This window comes from Citrobacter sp. L55, assembly GCF_002850715.1.
GTDB lineage: Bacteria > Pseudomonadota > Gammaproteobacteria > Enterobacterales > Enterobacteriaceae > Citrobacter > Citrobacter braakii.
Map to the genome: position 1 here is coordinate 51,764 of NZ_KZ559411.1, position 14,945 is coordinate 66,708.

A 14,945-nucleotide genomic window follows, 5' to 3' on the forward strand; every position below is an offset into this window, starting at 1 on the left:
GCCTGATAAGCGTAGCGCCATCGGCATGATTACAACAGTGGTTTGAGGAAACGGGCCGTGTGTGAGGCTTCACACTCAGCGACCGTTTCTGGTGTGCCTGAAACCAGAATTTCCCCGCCGCCGCTGCCGCCTTCCGGACCGAGATCGACAATCCAGTCAGCGGTTTTTATCACGTCCAGATTGTGCTCAATCACTACGATGGTGTTGCCCTGATCCCGGAGCTGATGCAGCACGTCCAGCAGTTGCTGAATATCCGCAAAATGCAGACCGGTGGTCGGTTCATCGAGAATATACAGCGTTTGACCGGTACCGCGTTTGGACAGTTCACGCGCCAGCTTTACGCGCTGCGCTTCACCGCCCGAGAGCGTGGTGGCGGACTGACCCAGTCGGATGTACGTCAGACCCACGTCCATCAGCGTTTGCAGCTTACGTGCCAGCGCCGGAACGGCATCGAAGAACTCACGCGCTTCTTCAATCGTCATATCCAGCACCTCGTGGATAGTCTTGCCCTTATACTTAATCTCCAGTGTTTCACGGTTATAGCGCTTGCCTTTACACTGATCGCACGGCACGTAGATATCCGGTAAGAAGTGCATTTCGACTTTGATCACGCCGTCGCCCTGACAGGCTTCACAGCGTCCGCCGCGGACGTTAAAGCTGAAACGACCCGGAGTATAACCGCGCGCACGCGACTCCGGCACACCGGCAAACAATTCGCGCACTGGCGTAAACACGCCGGTGTAGGTTGCCGGGTTAGAGCGCGGCGTACGGCCAATCGGGCTTTGGTCAATGTCGATCACTTTGTCGAAATGTTCCAGACCCTGAACATCACGATATGGCGCGGGTTCAGCCAGCGTGGCGCCGTTCAGCGCCGTCTGCGCAATCGGGAACAGCGTGTCGTTAATTAGCGTCGATTTACCCGAACCGGAAACACCGGTAATGCAGGTAAATAAACCAACCGGCAGCGTCAGGGTGACATCTTTCAGGTTGTTACCGCGCGCGCCGGTCAGCTTCAACACTTTTTCCGGGTCTGCCGCCACGCGCTGTTTCGGCACTTCAATCTTGCGCTTACCGCTCATGTACTGGCCGGTCAGCGACTCAGGCACGGCCATGATATCTTTTAGCGTACCTTCGGCAACCACCTGGCCGCCGTGAACGCCCGCGCCGGGGCCGATGTCGATAACGTGGTCAGCGGCGCGAATCGCATCTTCATCGTGCTCAACCACAATGACGGTATTGCCCAGATTACGCAGGTGGATAAGCGTACCCAACAGACGCTCGTTATCGCGCTGATGCAGACCGATAGACGGTTCATCCAGCACGTACATTACGCCGACCAGACCTGCGCCGATCTGGCTTGCCAGACGAATACGCTGGGCTTCGCCGCCGGAGAGCGTTTCTGCTGAACGCGACAGCGTCAGATAGTTGAGGCCGACGTTGACCAGGAACTTCAGACGATCGCCAATCTCTTTGAGAATTTTCTCTGCAATCTTCGCTCGCTGACCCGCAAGCTTCAGGTTGTTGAAGAAATCCATGGCGTGACCGATGCTCATGTCGGAAATCGCGGGCAGCGGCGTATTTTCGACAAATACGTGGCGGGCTTCCCGGCGTAAACGCGTCCCCTCACAGCTGGCGCACGGTCGGTTGCTAATGAACTTGGCTAATTCTTCACGTACCGCGCTGGATTCCGTCTCTTTATAACGGCGCTCCATATTGTGCAATACGCCTTCGAACGGATGGCGGCGTACGGACGTATCGCCGCGATCGTTCATGTATTTAAATTCGATATTCTCTTTGCCGGAACCGTACAGCACCACTTTATGCACGGCAGGGTTCAGGCTGGCCCATGGGGCTTCGACGTCGAATTTATAGTGTTCCGCCAGTGACTTAAGCATCTGGAAGTAATAGAAGTTACGGCGATCCCAGCCGCGGATAGCACCACCGGCCAGCGACAGTTCCGGATTTTGGATCACCCGGTCAGGATCGAAATACTGCTGCACGCCGAGACCGTCACAGGTCGGGCATGCACCCGCTGGGTTATTGAACGAGAACAGACGTGGTTCCAGCTCGCGCATGCTGTAGCCGCAGATCGGACAGGCGAAGTTGGCGGAGAACAGCAACTCTTCCGCTTTCGGATCGTCCATATCGGCGACCACCGCCGTACCACCGGACAGTTCCAGCGCGGTTTCAAAGGATTCAGCCAGTCGCTGGGTGAGATCGTCGCGTACTTTAAAGCGGTCAATCACCACTTCAATAGTGTGTTTCTTTTGCAGTTCAAGCTTGGGCGGATCGGAAAGGTCGCACACTTCACCGTCGATACGGGCGCGGATATAGCCCTGGCCTGCCAGGTTTTCCAGCGTTTTAGTATGCTCGCCTTTACGCTCCTTAATCACCGGCGCCAGCAGCATCAGACGTTTGCCTTCCGGCTGCGACAGAACGTTGTCCACCATCTGGCTAACGGTCTGGGCCGCCAGGGGAACGTCGTGATCCGGGCAGCGCGGTTCGCCAACGCGGGCAAACAGCAGACGCAGATAGTCGTGAATTTCGGTAATCGTACCTACCGTGGATCGCGGGTTGTGGGATGTCGATTTTTGTTCAATTGAGATGGCGGGAGACAGCCCCTCAATGTGGTCGACATCCGGCTTTTCCATCAGCGACAGAAACTGACGCGCGTACGCGGAAAGGGATTCAACGTAACGACGCTGCCCTTCGGCATACAAGGTGTCGAAAGCGAGCGAAGATTTGCCTGAGCCCGAAAGCCCGGTGACGACAATCAGCTTGTCGCGCGGGATGACGAGGTTGATGTTTTTGAGATTATGGGTGCGGGCGCCCCGAACTTCGATCTTATCCATTCATCTTTCCCGGATTAAACGCTTTTTTGCCTGGCTGCATGGTGCTACCGGCGATCACAAACGGTTAATTATGACACAACCTGACCTGAATGGATATACAGTATTGGAATGCAAAACGCAGATGCCTGTGCAACAATGTCTGTCTGGGGTTGTTTACTGGAATCGATCTCGCAACGTAGTAAAAGCGCTATTGGAAATGCTACAATCCCGCGCTTACACTTATTCAGTAACGTTTTTCAGGAGACACAATCATGGCCAGCAGAGGCGTAAACAAGGTGATTCTCGTCGGTAATCTGGGCCAGGACCCGGAAGTACGCTATATGCCGAATGGTGGCGCAGTTGCCAACATTACGCTGGCTACTTCCGAATCCTGGCGTGATAAAGCGACCGGCGAAATGAAAGAGCAGACTGAATGGCACCGTGTGGTGCTGTTTGGCAAACTGGCGGAAGTTGCCAGCGAATATCTGCGTAAAGGTTCCCAGGTCTATATCGAAGGTCAGCTGCGTACCCGCAAATGGACCGATCAATCCGGCGTAGAAAAGTACACCACTGAAGTTGTGGTTAACGTTGGCGGCACCATGCAAATGCTGGGCGGTCGTCAGGGTGGTGGTGCTCCGGCAGGTGGCGGACAGCAGCAGGGTGGTTGGGGTCAGCCTCAGCAGCCGCAAGGTGGCAATCAGTTCAGCGGCGGCGCGCAGTCTCGCCCGCAGCAGCAGTCGGCTCCGGCAGCGCCGTCTAATGAGCCGCCGATGGATTTCGACGACGATATTCCGTTCTAATCCTTCTGCTTTTCGCTGAAAATTATGGCTACCTCAGAACTGGGGTAGCCATATGCAATTCTGTTATCAGTTCAACACCATCGGCCAGTCTGGCGGTGTATGGCTCATCACTTCAACCATTACGGTTTCAATGTTCTTCCAGATTGCGGACATATCCACCAGGGTTATGCCGAGTAATCCGGTCGCAAACCAGCAGGCAAAAACCAGCCCTAAACCGCTGCTAATGACGGCCAGGCCAATATAATCTGATTTACGAAAACGGATATTGAGCGTACTGGCTAAAAACATCAGCACTGCACTGAGTAATTGCCACCGCAGAAGAACCACGCCAGTTGTTATCGTTGCCATGAAAAACGTCCTCAGAAAGTCTGGATGCCCAGGACAGCGCGGGGGTGTTCACCGAGGGTGTAGTACTCTGGCTATCGACGGGCAATAACATGAATGAAACATCGTTTCTGTTACATGATTTTTGTGAACTATATCACATATGCTCGTTTGTTCACCAGTGTTGGGCGTATTTTTTGCAGGACGATAACCATGTTAAATATGTGGGTATATTCAAGCAAGCAACGATACTAAATAATCAATCTTAAAGATGCATTTTTGTTGCCTGTTTTATTTATCCTAAATTCATCGTTAAAAAAATCTAATGAATTTCTTAAATAAAGCCAAGATAGTGCTTATAAAAAATTACTCCTTGAGGATAATAACGTTATGAAATAAGCATAACTTTAAGTTTGCCTTACGGAAAAATAATATCATCATCAACTATTATCAGACTTTTACATAGAGAAGTCTGTTGCTAATACTGATAGATTCATGCAACTTAATCAGTCGGTGTTTATAGCATCTTGCCTTAATGGGTTCTGGCATATACGAAACAGGGAAACAGGGCTGACATGAATCACAGTGCGCGACGCAACATACTGAAGTTCCTCGGAACATTCATGGTGGTATTGCTCCCCGTGGTGCTGGCGTTATGGTTTGCTCAAATCCGGGCAATGTCCGAAACCCGTAATCAACTTCGCTCTTTTGCGCAACTGGTGTTAAATAAAACTGAATTGGTGATCCAACAAGCCGATTTAGCGCGAGATATGGCCCTGTTGTATCAAGGTAAGATGTGTACCCCGGCACATCAGAAAAATATGCTAGATATTATTCGTGGTCGTTTATATATCAGCGAGCTAATTTATGCGCAGGGCGATCATTTTTTGTGCTCTACGTCGATGGCGCCGCCAGTCGCCTATATTATGCCGACCGCCGACTATAAACGTACGCCGGACATCTCCATCTATTACTATCGCGATACCCCCTTTTTCGCTGGCTACAGAATGACGTATATGCAACGTGGAAACTACGTTGTCGTCATCAACCCATTATCTTACAGCGAAGTTATGTCAGATGACCCGGACCTGTCCTGGGGCGTGTATGACACGGTAACGGGTACTTTTTTCTCTGCCAGCGAAGGGGCGCCTATTGCGCAGTTATTGCCGTTGGTGCACGGTGAAGCCTCAACCTTCCAGTTGGACGATCGCTTTTACACCAAAGTGCATTCAGAAAAACGCCCGATTGCGATTATTGTGTCGACCTCGGATAAACGCATACATTCGATTTTCTATCATGAGGCTGCGTTAACGATTCCTTTCGGGATTATCTGCAGCATCCTGATGCTGTTAATGTGGTGGCGCACGCGTCAGGAATACTTATCTCCCCGCCGCTTGTTAAAACGCGCAATCAAAAAACGTCAACTGTGTCTGCACTACCAGCCGATCATTGATATCGAAAACGGCCAGTGCGTAGGGGCTGAGGCTCTGCTGCGCTGGCCGGGCTGTGATGGTGAAGTAATGAGCCCAACCGAGTTTATTCCGCTGGCTGAAAAAGAGGGAATGATTGAGCGGATCACGGATTACGTGATTGAAGAGGTATTCAACGATTTAGGATATTTTCTTTCGGCGCATCCTCAGCTTTATATCTCGATAAACCTCTCTGCTTCTGACTTTCATTCATCCCGACTTATTGCCCTGATTACCGACAAAAACCGTGAGTACTCTGTGGCGGCCCAGCAAATTAAAGTCGAGGTGACGGAACGCGGGTTTATTGATGTAGATAAAATGACCGCGGTAATCCAGGCGTTTCGTCAGGCGGGTTATGAAGTGGCGTTTGATGATTTTGGGACGGGATATTCCAATCTACACAATTTATCCGCGTTGAATATCGATATCCTGAAGATCGACAAATCGTTTATTAGTACGTTGTCCACCAACAGCACCAGTCACCTGATTGCCGAACATATCATCGAAATGGCGCAAAGCTTACACCTGAAGATGATTGCGGAAGGGGTAGAGACGGTTGAGCAAATCGAGTGGCTGCGCGAACGTGGCGTACAGTATTGTCAGGGCTGGTATTTTGCGAAGGCGCTGCCGCCACAGGAGTTCATGCACTGGATACAACGGTCGCCCGCCATACTGACGCAGAGCGGGCAATAATCTTACAGGCGGTGGCGGTAATCGCTAGGGGTACGATCAAACTCGCGGCGAAACACGCGTGAGAAGGTTTGTTGTGATACATAACCAAGATCCATCGCGATATCGAAAATAGGTCGCTCGGTCGTCCGCAGTTCAACAGCAGCCAGCAGGAGTCGACGCTGGCGGATATAGTCACCCAACGTCTGGCGCATCACCGTGCGGAACATTCTCTGTAAATACCACTTCGAGTAACCTGATTTTTTCGCCACCGCCTCAATGTTCAGCGGCTGATCGATATGGTCGTCAATCCATTCAATAAGGGTCTGAATAATCTGCTGATGGGACATAGGGCTGCCTCTTTTTCAGTATTCGATTCGTCGTTTTGTCTGTGGGCGAGTATAATTCCTCAAGTTAACTTGAGGTAAAGCGATTTATGGAAAAGAAATTACCCCGAATAAAAGCGCTGCTCACGCCTGGTGAAGTCGCAAAGCGTAGCGGCGTGGCGGTATCAACCCTGCATTTCTATGAAAGCAAAGGGTTAATCAGCAGTATGCGCAACAGCGGCAATCAGCGCCGATACAGACGTGATGTGTTGCGTTATGTGGCGATTATCAAGATTGCTCAACGCATCGGGATCCCGTTGGCAACGATCGGTGACGCGCTCGGCGTATTACCTGAAGGACATTCGCTCAGTGCTAAAGAGTGGAAGCAGCTCTCTTCGCAATGGCGTGAAGAGCTGGATCGACGCATTCATACTTTAGTGGCGCTACGCGATGAACTAGATGGGTGTATTGGTTGCGGTTGTTTGTCGCGCAGCGATTGCCCGTTGCGTAACCCAGGCGATCAGCTTGGCGAGAAGGGGACCGGGGCGCGTCTGCTGGAAGATGATTGATGTGAAATATCTGATGGATTGACGGATATAAAACTAAAGCGCCACAGAGGGCGCTTTAGTTTGGTTCCGGTCTTTGTCTTTCACTCTATCCCGCTGGTTCACGGGAGGGTTTCCCCCGACATCAACACCCCTCAGTCGAGCACATTAGGTGAGGTTCCGGTCTGTGTTGATAATGTAATTGTAAGCCACCTCTCTCCATTTACCAGTGAAATGGTGATTTTTTAGCCAAAAAATTTTCCGCATCTTCACCGGTTTTCTTGCGCAAGTTTGCGTGAAAAAGGCACACCGATGTTGTAATAACTCCGCAAATTTTGTTGCCAGACTGCGCATTGACGATAACGTTTGCGCATCGACTGATTATTTATTGCGCGTTATAAGAAGAAATGAGTAAAAAGCGGCAAAGTTCAGTTGAAAACCAGCGTATGATCGCTGGATAATCGTTTGCTTTTTTTTACCACCCGTTTTTTATGCGCGGAGCTAAACGTTTGCTTTTTTGCGACACCCCTATTGACGCAAACCTGGCACATGGAGAAAACGTTTAGCAGGCAGTGGATTGTCCAGCACGCATAATGACGAAAAAATAAACTCTCAGGGGATGTTTTCTATGTCTACGCCTTCAGCGCGTACCGGCGGTTCACTCGACGCCTGGTTTAAAATTTCGCTCCGCGGCAGTACCGTTCGTCAGGAAGTCGTTGCCGGATTAACGACGTTCCTGGCCATGGTCTACTCCGTTATCGTGGTTCCGGGGATGCTGGGTAAAGCCGGATTCCCGCCTGCCGCTGTATTTGTGGCAACCTGTCTGGTCGCGGGCGTCGGTTCTATTGTGATGGGCCTGTGGGCAAACCTGCCGCTGGCGATTGGCTGCGCCATTTCTTTGACGGCGTTTACCGCGTTCAGCCTGGTACTGGGACAACATATCAGCGTGCCTGTTGCGTTGGGTGCGGTGTTCCTGATGGGTGTCCTGTTTACCATCATTTCCGCGACCGGTATTCGTAGCTGGATCCTGCGCAATCTACCGCAGGGTGTTGCGCACGGTACGGGGATTGGTATCGGCCTGTTCCTGCTGCTGATTGCGGCAAACGGCGTGGGTCTGGTTATTAAAAACCCACTGGACGGCCTGCCGGTTGCGCTGGGCGATTTCGATACCTTCCCGGTGATTATGTCGCTGGTAGGTCTGGCGGTGATTATTGGCCTCGAAAAACTGAAAGTACCGGGCGGTATCCTGCTGACTATTATCGGTATTTCCGTAGTGGGTCTGATTTTCGACCCAGCCGTACATTTCTCCGGTATTTTTGCCATGCCTTCTCTGAGCGACGAAAACGGCAACTCGCTGATCGGTAGCCTGGATATTATGGGCGCACTAAACCCGATCGTACTGCCGAGCGTGCTGGCGCTGGTCATGACCGCTGTCTTCGATGCGACCGGAACCATCCGTGCGGTAGCCGGACAGGCGAATCTGCTGGATAAAGACGGACAGATTATTGACGGCGGCAAAGCGCTGACCACCGACTCCCTGAGCAGCGTGTTCTCTGGCCTGGTGGGCGCTGCACCGGCGGCGGTTTATATTGAATCCGCAGCGGGTACGGCGGCAGGCGGCAAAACTGGCCTGACGGCGATCACCGTTGGCGTACTGTTCCTGCTGATCCTGTTCCTCTCTCCGCTCTCTTATCTTGTACCAGTATATGCAACGGCGCCTGCGCTGATGTATGTGGGTCTGTTGATGTTGAGCAACGTAGCGAAAATCGACTTTGCTGACTTTGTCGACGCTATGGCGGGGCTGGTAACGGCCGTATTTATCGTGCTGACCTGTAACATCGTGACCGGCATTATGATTGGCTTTGCTACCCTGGTGATTGGCCGTATCGTCTCTGGCGAATGGCGCAAACTGAACATCGGCACAGTGGTCATCGCCATCGCGCTGGTGGCCTTCTACGCTGGTGGTTGGGCTATCTAATCCTCATTTGATGAAGATTCTGAAAACGGGTGGCTTTGGCCGCCCGTTTTTATTTTCACAACACTCTCGTTGTCTTTTGCGTTACTCTCAAGTAGATAGAATTGAGGCACGACGCCTCTCATCACTGATCATAAGAAACATCGCAAACAGGGAACGCATGGAAATCTTTTTCACCATACTCATCATGACCCTTGTGGTCTCGCTGTCGGGGGTTTTTACTCGCGTATTGCCATTCCAACTCCCTTTACCCCTTATGCAGATCGCCATCGGCGCCTTGCTGGCGTGGCCGACGTTTGGTTTGCATGTGGAATTCGATCCTGAGCTTTTTCTGGTTCTGTTCATCCCGCCGCTGCTCTTCGCCGATGGCTGGAAGACGCCAACCCGTGAGTTTCTGGAGCACGGGCGAGAGATCTTCGGCCTTGCGCTGGCGCTGGTTCTGGTCACGGTGGTCGGGATTGGCTTTATGATTTACTGGCTGGTGCCGGGGATCCCTCTCATCCCGGCCTTTGCGCTGGCCGCTGTCCTGTCGCCAACTGATGCCGTTGCCCTTTCCGGCATAGTGGGCGAGGGACGCATACCGAAGAAAATCATGGGTATCCTGCAGGGCGAAGCGTTGATGAACGACGCCTCCGGTCTGGTATCACTGAAATTTGCCGTCGCCGTGGCGATGGGCACGATGGTGTTTACGGTTGGTGGCGCAACGCTTGAATTCTTCAAGGTAGCGATTGGCGGTATCCTGGCCGGTTTTGTCGTCAGTTGGCTGTACGGGCGCTCCCTGCGTTTTCTCAGCCGCTGGGGTGGTGATGAACCGGCAACGCAAATCGTTCTGCTGTTCCTGCTGCCGTTTGCGTCTTACCTGATTGCGGAACACATCGGTGTTTCCGGCATCCTCGCGGCGGTCGCAGCCGGGATGACCATCACCCGTTCCGGGGTAATGCGCCGGGCGCCGCTGGCGATGCGTTTACGTGCTAACAGCACCTGGGCGATGCTGGAGTTTGTGTTTAACGGCATGGTTTTCTTGCTGTTAGGACTGCAGTTGCCGGGGATTCTGGAGTCTTCTTTGGCGGCGGCAGAAGCCGATCCGAATGTTGAAATCTGGATGCTGTTTACCGATATCGTGCTGATTTACGTGGCGCTGATGCTGGTACGTTTTGGCTGGCTGTGGACGATGAAGAAGTTTAGCCTGCGCTTCCTGAAGAAAAAGCCGATGGAGTTTGGTTCCTGGACGACGCGTGAAATCATGATCGCCTCCTTTGCGGGCGTGCGTGGGGCCATTACTCTTGCCGGTGTGCTCTCTATTCCGTTGCTGTTACCGGATGGTAGCGGCTTCCCGGCGCGATATGAGCTGATCTTCCTTGCCGCGGGCGTGATTCTGTTCTCGCTGTTTGTTGGCGTGGTGATGCTGCCGCTTCTGCTGCAACACCTGGAAGTGGCAGACCACTCACAGCAGCAGAAAGAGGAACGAATTGCCCGCGCTGCCACGGCGGAAGTGGCGATTGTCGCCATCCAGAAAATGGAGGAACGTCTGGCCGCAGACACCGAAGAGAACATCGACAATCAGTTGCTCACCGAGGTGAGTTCACGCGTCATCGGTAACCTGCGTCGACGCGCCGACGGACGCAACGACGTGGAAAGCTCAATGCAGGAAGAAAACCTCGAGCGGCGTTTCCGTCTGGCGGCCCTGCGTTCCGAGCGCGCGGAACTTTATCACCTGCGCGCCACGCGGGAAATCAGCAATGAAACGCTGCAAAAACTGCTGCACGATCTGGATTTGCTGGAAGCGCTGTTGATCGAGAACGAATAAACGGTTGTGCCTGATGGCGCTACGCTTATCAGGCCTACGGAATCCAATTGTAGGTCTGATAAGCGTTAAGCCGCATCCGGCATGTTACGACTCTTGCGTTAGCCAGAACCCTTCACAGCATTTGAGCCACGCCTGGGCGCTGTGCGACAGATACACACCTTCGCGCCAAATCATGCCCAATTGCCAGCGTAAATCACTCTCCAAAGGGATCCAGCGCAGCGTCTGCTTATCCAATCGCTGGCAAATCGGCTCCGGTAAAATGGCGATCCCGACTCCGGCTTGCACCATCGCCGCCAGAAAATCCCACTGCCCACTGCGTACCGCGATGCGGGGTTTGACGTTGTGCTGGTTAAACAGCTCAAGCAACTGACGGCTCAACGCGAAATCTTCGTTATAGATAAGCAGGGGATGCTCCGCTAACGCCTCGGGGGAAATGGATTCACACGTTGTCCACTGACCGGAGCGGGGGACCAGCACGCAGAGCGGATGGCTAAAAAGCGGTAAGGTCGCCAGGCCGCTCTCTTCTTCAACCGGCAGCGCGGTCATCGCGACATCCAGATCGCCATTCATCACCGCCTGCTGGACGGTTAAGCCTCCAAATTCAGACACCTTCAGTTCAACGCCGGGATAGCGCTGGCGAAACAGGCTGATAGGCCCGGCCATCAACATACCGACCATGGGGGGGATGCCGAGGCGCAGCACTCCCTTGTTGAGGTGATTAATGTCGCTGAGTTCTGCTTCGAGCTGGCGAAACTCGGCGAGGATCGCCAGGCCGCGTTCGAAAACAACCTGTCCAGTGTCGGTTAACAGCAGTCGCCGACCGTCGCGGATTAACAGCGTGCAGTTAAGCTCGTCTTCAAGGTTCTTCAACATCTTGCTGATGGTGGGCTGGGTGACAAAAAGCTTCTCCGCTGCGCGGGTAAAGCTCTGCTGACGAACCACCTCAACAAAATAGCGCAGCGTTCTGATATCCATGATTATTCCTTAAGACTATGCCTGCAATGAGTTTAATTCATTTCAGTCCTGGACGGGGGCTCTCTATACTGGCGCTCTCTATTTTTTAAGGACATACCCTCATGGCTGTGGCGATAAGCCGCGTGACGCCTGCCGTTATTCATCGACTCCAGATCCCCGTTCAGGTTCTGTTGTACGCAGGTCTATTTGTATTTGCTCAATATCTTGTCTCCTGGCTGCATCTGCCGCTTCCTGCCAACCTGGTTGGGATGGTGCTGATGTTGGCGCTGATTGTCTGCCGGGTTATCCCGCTGAACTGGATTCGCGCAGGCGCTCGCTGGTTACTGGCTGAAATGTTGCTGTTTTTTGTTCCGGCGGTGGTGGCTGTCGTCAACTATACGCAGCTGTTGTTGGTCGATGGTTGGCGCATATTTGCCGTCATTGCGCTAAGTACGTTGATGGTGCTTGGCGCAACGGCATGGGTCGTGGATAGAGTGTATCGCTATGAAATGAGCAGGCTAAACCGTGAGTAATTTCCAGCTAAGCGTGCTGTGTCTGGTGATTACGCTGGGCATCTATTTTGCCAACAAGCGCCTGTATCGCCGTTTTCGTAAATTACCGCTGATGCCGTTAGTGTTCACTCCGGCGCTGCTGGTCCTGATGCTGGTCTTCGGGCATATCTCCTGGCAAAACTATATTGGTGAATCGCACTGGTTGCTGTGGCTGTTAGGCCCTGCGACCATCGCTTTTGCCGTTCCGGTTTATGACAACCTTGCCGTGATTAAGCGGCACTGGATGTCACTGACGGCGGGCGTGGTGACGGCAACGCTGGTGGCCGTTACCAGTTCCGTGTGGCTGGCGCGTCTGTTTATGTTGCCTGATGAAATCCAGCGTAGCCTGGCGGTGCGCTCCGTCACCACGCCGTTTGCGCTGGCAGCAGCAGAGCCGTTGGGTGGGCAACCAGACCTGGTGGCATTGTTCGTGGTAGTGACCGGTGTATTTGGTATGGCGGTTGGCGATGTACTGTTTTTACGGCTTTCTATTCGGGAAGGGATGGCGAAAGGCGCAGGATTTGGCGCAGCCTCGCATGGTGCGGGCACGGCGCGCTCTTATGAGCTCGGCCAGCAGGAGGGCGTGGTCGCCAGCCTGGTGATGATGCTTTCCGGCGTGGTGATGGTGCTGGTAGCGCCGCTGGTCGCGATGGTGATGTTCTGAAAAAATGCCCCGGTCGTTCAGACCGGGGAAGAGGAGGAGTGGTTAGTGCGCGCGACCTTGTTCTACGCCGTACCCGGTCTGGGAACGGATGAACTGAGCACGGAACTGCTCGCGTTCGCGATTACCTTCTTCTGAGTTATCGGTAGCAGAGAAGAACCAGATCCCGAGGAACGCTACGCTGATGGAGAACAGCGCCGGATATTCATACGGGAAAATGGCTTTTTCGTGACCAAGGATCTGGACCCAAATCGTCGGGCCAAGCACCATCAGCACCACCGCCGTCAGCAGACCTAACCAGCCGCCCAACATCGCGCCACGCGTGGTCAGTCTTGACCAGTACATGGAGAGCAGAATGATCGGGAAGTTGCAGCTGGCTGCGATAGCAAACGCCAGACCTACCATGAAGGCGATATTCTGGTTCTCAAACAGCACGCCGAGCAGGATGGCAATCACGCCCAGCACCAGTACGGTGATTTTCGACACCTTCAGTTCTTCACGTTCGGTTGCGCCTTTACGGAACACGTTGGCATACAGGTCGTGAGAAACGGCCGATGCGCCCGCCAGCGTCAGGCCTGCAACCACCGCCAGGATGGTGGCAAACGCCACGGCTGAGATGAAGCCCAGGAACAGGTTACCGCCCACCGCATTCGCCAGGTGAACCGCCGCCATGTTGTTACCGCCGATCAGCGCGCCAGCAGCGTCTTTATACACCGGATTAGCGCCCACCAGCATGATCGCGCCAAAGCCGATGATAAAGGTCAGGATGTAGAAATACCCCATAAAACCGGTGGCATAGAACACGCTCTTACGCGCTTCGCGGGCATCGCTGACCGTAAAGAACGCATCAGGATGTGCGGCAAGCCTGCCGTACCAAACATCAGGCCGAGACCTAACGACAGGGCGGAGATCGGATCTTTTACCAGTCCGCCCGGGCTCATAATGGCTGAACCTTTCGGGTGTACCGCCATTGCTTCGGTGAACAGGTTGTTGAAGCTAAAGCCGACGTGCTTCATCACCATAAAGGCCATAAAGCTGGCGCCGAACAGCAGCAGAACGGCTTTGATGATCTGTACCCAGGTGGTCGCCAGCATGCCGCCAAACAGGACGTACATCATCATCAGTACGCCAACCAGTACGACGGCGATGTGATAGTTCAGACCAAACAGCAACTCAATCAGCTTACCTGCGCCCACCATCTGGGCGATCAGATACAGCGCGACCACCACCAAAGAACCACAGGCCGACAGAATACGGATTGGTCCTTGCTTCAGACGATAAGAAGCAACATCTGCAAAGGTGTAACGACCCAGGTTACGCAGACGCTCAGCAATCAGGAACAGGATAATTGGCCAGCCGACCAGGAAGCCGAGTGAATAGATCAGCCCGTCATAACCGGAGGTAAACACCAGCGCGGAAATCCCGAGAAACGATGCCGCCGACATATAGTCGCCCGCAATCGCCAGCCCGTTCTGGAAACCAGTGATGTTACCGCCGGCGGTGTAGTAGTCATTACGCGAACGTACGCGCTTAGACGCCCAGTAAGTAATACCGAGCGTAAAGATGACGAAAATCAGGAACATGACAATCGCCTGCCAGTTGGTTGGCTGGCGTTGGACTGCACCGCTAATAGCATCCGCCGCGTTTGCGGCGAAGGGCAGCGTGGCGGCAAGCGCCGTCAGGACTCTCTTCATGATGCTTTAACCTCGTGCAGAACCGCATTGTTCAGGCGGTCGAATTCACCGTTTGCCCGCCAGATATAGATCCCGGTCAGGATGAAGGAGATGAGGATCACACCGACCCCAATCGGAATACCCCGGGTGACGCTGGTTCCCGCGTGTAGCGGCGTACCCAGCCAGCCAGGCGCAAAGGCAATCAGTAAAATAAAGCTGATGTAAACTGCCAGCATGATGATGGACAGAATGGTGGCAAACCGTTGCCTTTTTTCAACTAACTCCCTGAAACGCGCACTGTCTTCTATCCGCTGATAAATAGAGTCATTCATCACAGAGTTCTCCAGAGGCCCCCTTCGT

General features: G+C 53.4%; 12 protein-coding genes and 1 pseudogene. 7 read left to right on the plus strand and 6 right to left on the minus strand.

What is annotated here, in order from left to right:
- Nucleotides 1-29 precede the first annotated feature (29 nt).
- A complete protein-coding gene (gene uvrA / locus B9P82_RS20905; protein ID WP_016155358.1) occupies nucleotides 30-2,852 on the minus strand; it encodes an excinuclease ABC subunit UvrA in 2,823 nt (940 codons plus the stop codon).
- Nucleotides 2,853-3,103: 251 nt separating this feature from the next.
- Here uvrA and ssb1 point away from each other — a divergent pair, with 251 nt between their 5' ends.
- Nucleotides 3,104-3,631, plus strand: coding sequence for a single-stranded DNA-binding protein SSB1 (gene ssb1, locus B9P82_RS20915; protein ID WP_016155359.1), 528 nt, complete (start codon nucleotides 3,104-3,106; stop codon nucleotides 3,629-3,631).
- A 66-nt stretch (nucleotides 3,632-3,697) separates the two neighbouring features.
- Here the strand turns inward: ssb1 and B9P82_RS20920 are convergent, their stop codons facing one another.
- Nucleotides 3,698-3,979, minus strand: a complete 282-nt coding sequence (locus B9P82_RS20920) for a YjcB family protein (RefSeq protein WP_016155360.1) — start codon at nucleotides 3,977-3,979, stop codon at nucleotides 3,698-3,700.
- Between the two features lie 551 nt (nucleotides 3,980-4,530).
- Here B9P82_RS20920 and B9P82_RS20925 point away from each other — a divergent pair.
- A complete protein-coding gene (locus tag B9P82_RS20925; protein WP_101700869.1) occupies nucleotides 4,531-6,117 on the plus strand; it encodes an EAL domain-containing protein in 1,587 nt (528 codons plus the stop codon).
- Nucleotides 6,118-6,119: 2 nt separating this feature from the next.
- Here the strand turns inward: B9P82_RS20925 and soxS are convergent, their stop codons facing one another.
- A complete protein-coding gene (gene soxS / locus B9P82_RS20930) occupies nucleotides 6,120-6,443 on the minus strand; it encodes a superoxide response transcriptional regulator SoxS (RefSeq protein WP_016155362.1) in 324 nt (107 codons plus the stop codon).
- An 86-nt stretch (nucleotides 6,444-6,529) separates the two neighbouring features.
- Between soxS and soxR the strand changes: the two genes are divergently transcribed.
- The 3 genes from soxR (at nucleotide 6,530) to B9P82_RS20950 (ending at nucleotide 10,746) form a co-directional block, all read left to right on the plus strand.
- Entirely contained in the window at nucleotides 6,530-6,988 is a 459-nt protein-coding gene (gene soxR, locus B9P82_RS20935; RefSeq protein ID WP_016155363.1) for a redox-sensitive transcriptional activator SoxR, read from the plus strand.
- Between the two features lie 604 nt (nucleotides 6,989-7,592).
- Nucleotides 7,593-8,942, plus strand: a complete 1,350-nt coding sequence (ghxP, locus tag B9P82_RS20945) for a guanine/hypoxanthine transporter GhxP (RefSeq protein ID WP_016155449.1) — start codon at nucleotides 7,593-7,595, stop codon at nucleotides 8,940-8,942.
- A gap of 157 nt (nucleotides 8,943-9,099) precedes the next feature.
- Nucleotides 9,100-10,746, plus strand: coding sequence for a Na+/H+ antiporter (locus B9P82_RS20950; protein ID WP_016155450.1), 1,647 nt, complete (start codon nucleotides 9,100-9,102; stop codon nucleotides 10,744-10,746).
- An 84-nt stretch (nucleotides 10,747-10,830) separates the two neighbouring features.
- On the opposite strand, the gene B9P82_RS20955 is transcribed toward B9P82_RS20950, so the two are convergent.
- Complete coding sequence (locus B9P82_RS20955; RefSeq protein WP_016155366.1) at nucleotides 10,831-11,721, minus strand: LysR family transcriptional regulator; 891 nt, start codon at nucleotides 11,719-11,721, stop codon at nucleotides 10,831-10,833.
- A gap of 101 nt (nucleotides 11,722-11,822) precedes the next feature.
- Here B9P82_RS20955 and B9P82_RS20960 point away from each other — a divergent pair, with 101 nt between their 5' ends.
- Together B9P82_RS20960 and B9P82_RS20965 are read left to right on the plus strand one after the other, a co-directional pair.
- Nucleotides 11,823-12,233, plus strand: coding sequence for a CidA/LrgA family protein (locus B9P82_RS20960; RefSeq protein WP_065554808.1), 411 nt, complete (start codon nucleotides 11,823-11,825; stop codon nucleotides 12,231-12,233).
- Nucleotides 12,226-12,915 carry an LrgB family protein gene (locus B9P82_RS20965; protein WP_016155368.1) on the plus strand — a complete coding sequence of 230 codons (690 nt, stop codon included), beginning with the start codon at nucleotides 12,226-12,228 and terminating at the stop codon, nucleotides 12,913-12,915. The genes B9P82_RS20960 and B9P82_RS20965 overlap by 8 nt, the downstream gene beginning before the upstream one ends.
- Before the next feature lie 42 nt (nucleotides 12,916-12,957).
- Here the strand turns inward: B9P82_RS20965 and actP are convergent.
- Both actP and B9P82_RS20975 read right to left on the minus strand, forming a co-directional pair.
- A pseudogene (gene actP / locus B9P82_RS20970) lies at nucleotides 12,958-14,606 on the minus strand (cation/acetate symporter ActP).
- Nucleotides 14,603-14,917 (minus strand): DUF485 domain-containing protein, encoded by a 315-nt coding sequence (locus B9P82_RS20975; protein WP_016155370.1) that lies wholly within the window; start codon nucleotides 14,915-14,917, stop codon nucleotides 14,603-14,605. Before B9P82_RS20975 ends, actP begins: the two are co-directional and overlap by 4 nt.
- Nucleotides 14,918-14,945 lie beyond the last annotated feature (28 nt).

Bases quoted from the DNA above. Each gene is read 5' to 3' on its own strand.
- uvrA (WP_016155358.1), bottom strand. From the start codon at position 2,852: ATGGATAAGATCGAAGTTCGGGGCGCCCGCACCCATAATCTCAAAAAC.
- ssb1 (WP_016155359.1), top strand. From the start codon at position 3,104: ATGGCCAGCAGAGGCGTAAACAAGGTGATTCTCGTCGGTAATCTGGGC.
- B9P82_RS20920 (WP_016155360.1), bottom strand. From the start codon at position 3,979: ATGGCAACGATAACAACTGGCGTGGTTCTTCTGCGGTGGCAATTACTC.
- B9P82_RS20925 (WP_101700869.1), top strand. From the start codon at position 4,531: ATGAATCACAGTGCGCGACGCAACATACTGAAGTTCCTCGGAACATTC.
- soxS (WP_016155362.1), bottom strand. From the start codon at position 6,443: ATGTCCCATCAGCAGATTATTCAGACCCTTATTGAATGGATTGACGAC.
- soxR (WP_016155363.1), top strand. From the start codon at position 6,530: ATGGAAAAGAAATTACCCCGAATAAAAGCGCTGCTCACGCCTGGTGAA.
- ghxP (WP_016155449.1), top strand. From the start codon at position 7,593: ATGTCTACGCCTTCAGCGCGTACCGGCGGTTCACTCGACGCCTGGTTT.
- B9P82_RS20950 (WP_016155450.1), top strand. From the start codon at position 9,100: ATGGAAATCTTTTTCACCATACTCATCATGACCCTTGTGGTCTCGCTG.
- B9P82_RS20955 (WP_016155366.1), bottom strand. From the start codon at position 11,721: ATGGATATCAGAACGCTGCGCTATTTTGTTGAGGTGGTTCGTCAGCAG.
- B9P82_RS20960 (WP_065554808.1), top strand. From the start codon at position 11,823: ATGGCTGTGGCGATAAGCCGCGTGACGCCTGCCGTTATTCATCGACTC.
- B9P82_RS20975 (WP_016155370.1), bottom strand. From the start codon at position 14,917: ATGAATGACTCTATTTATCAGCGGATAGAAGACAGTGCGCGTTTCAGG.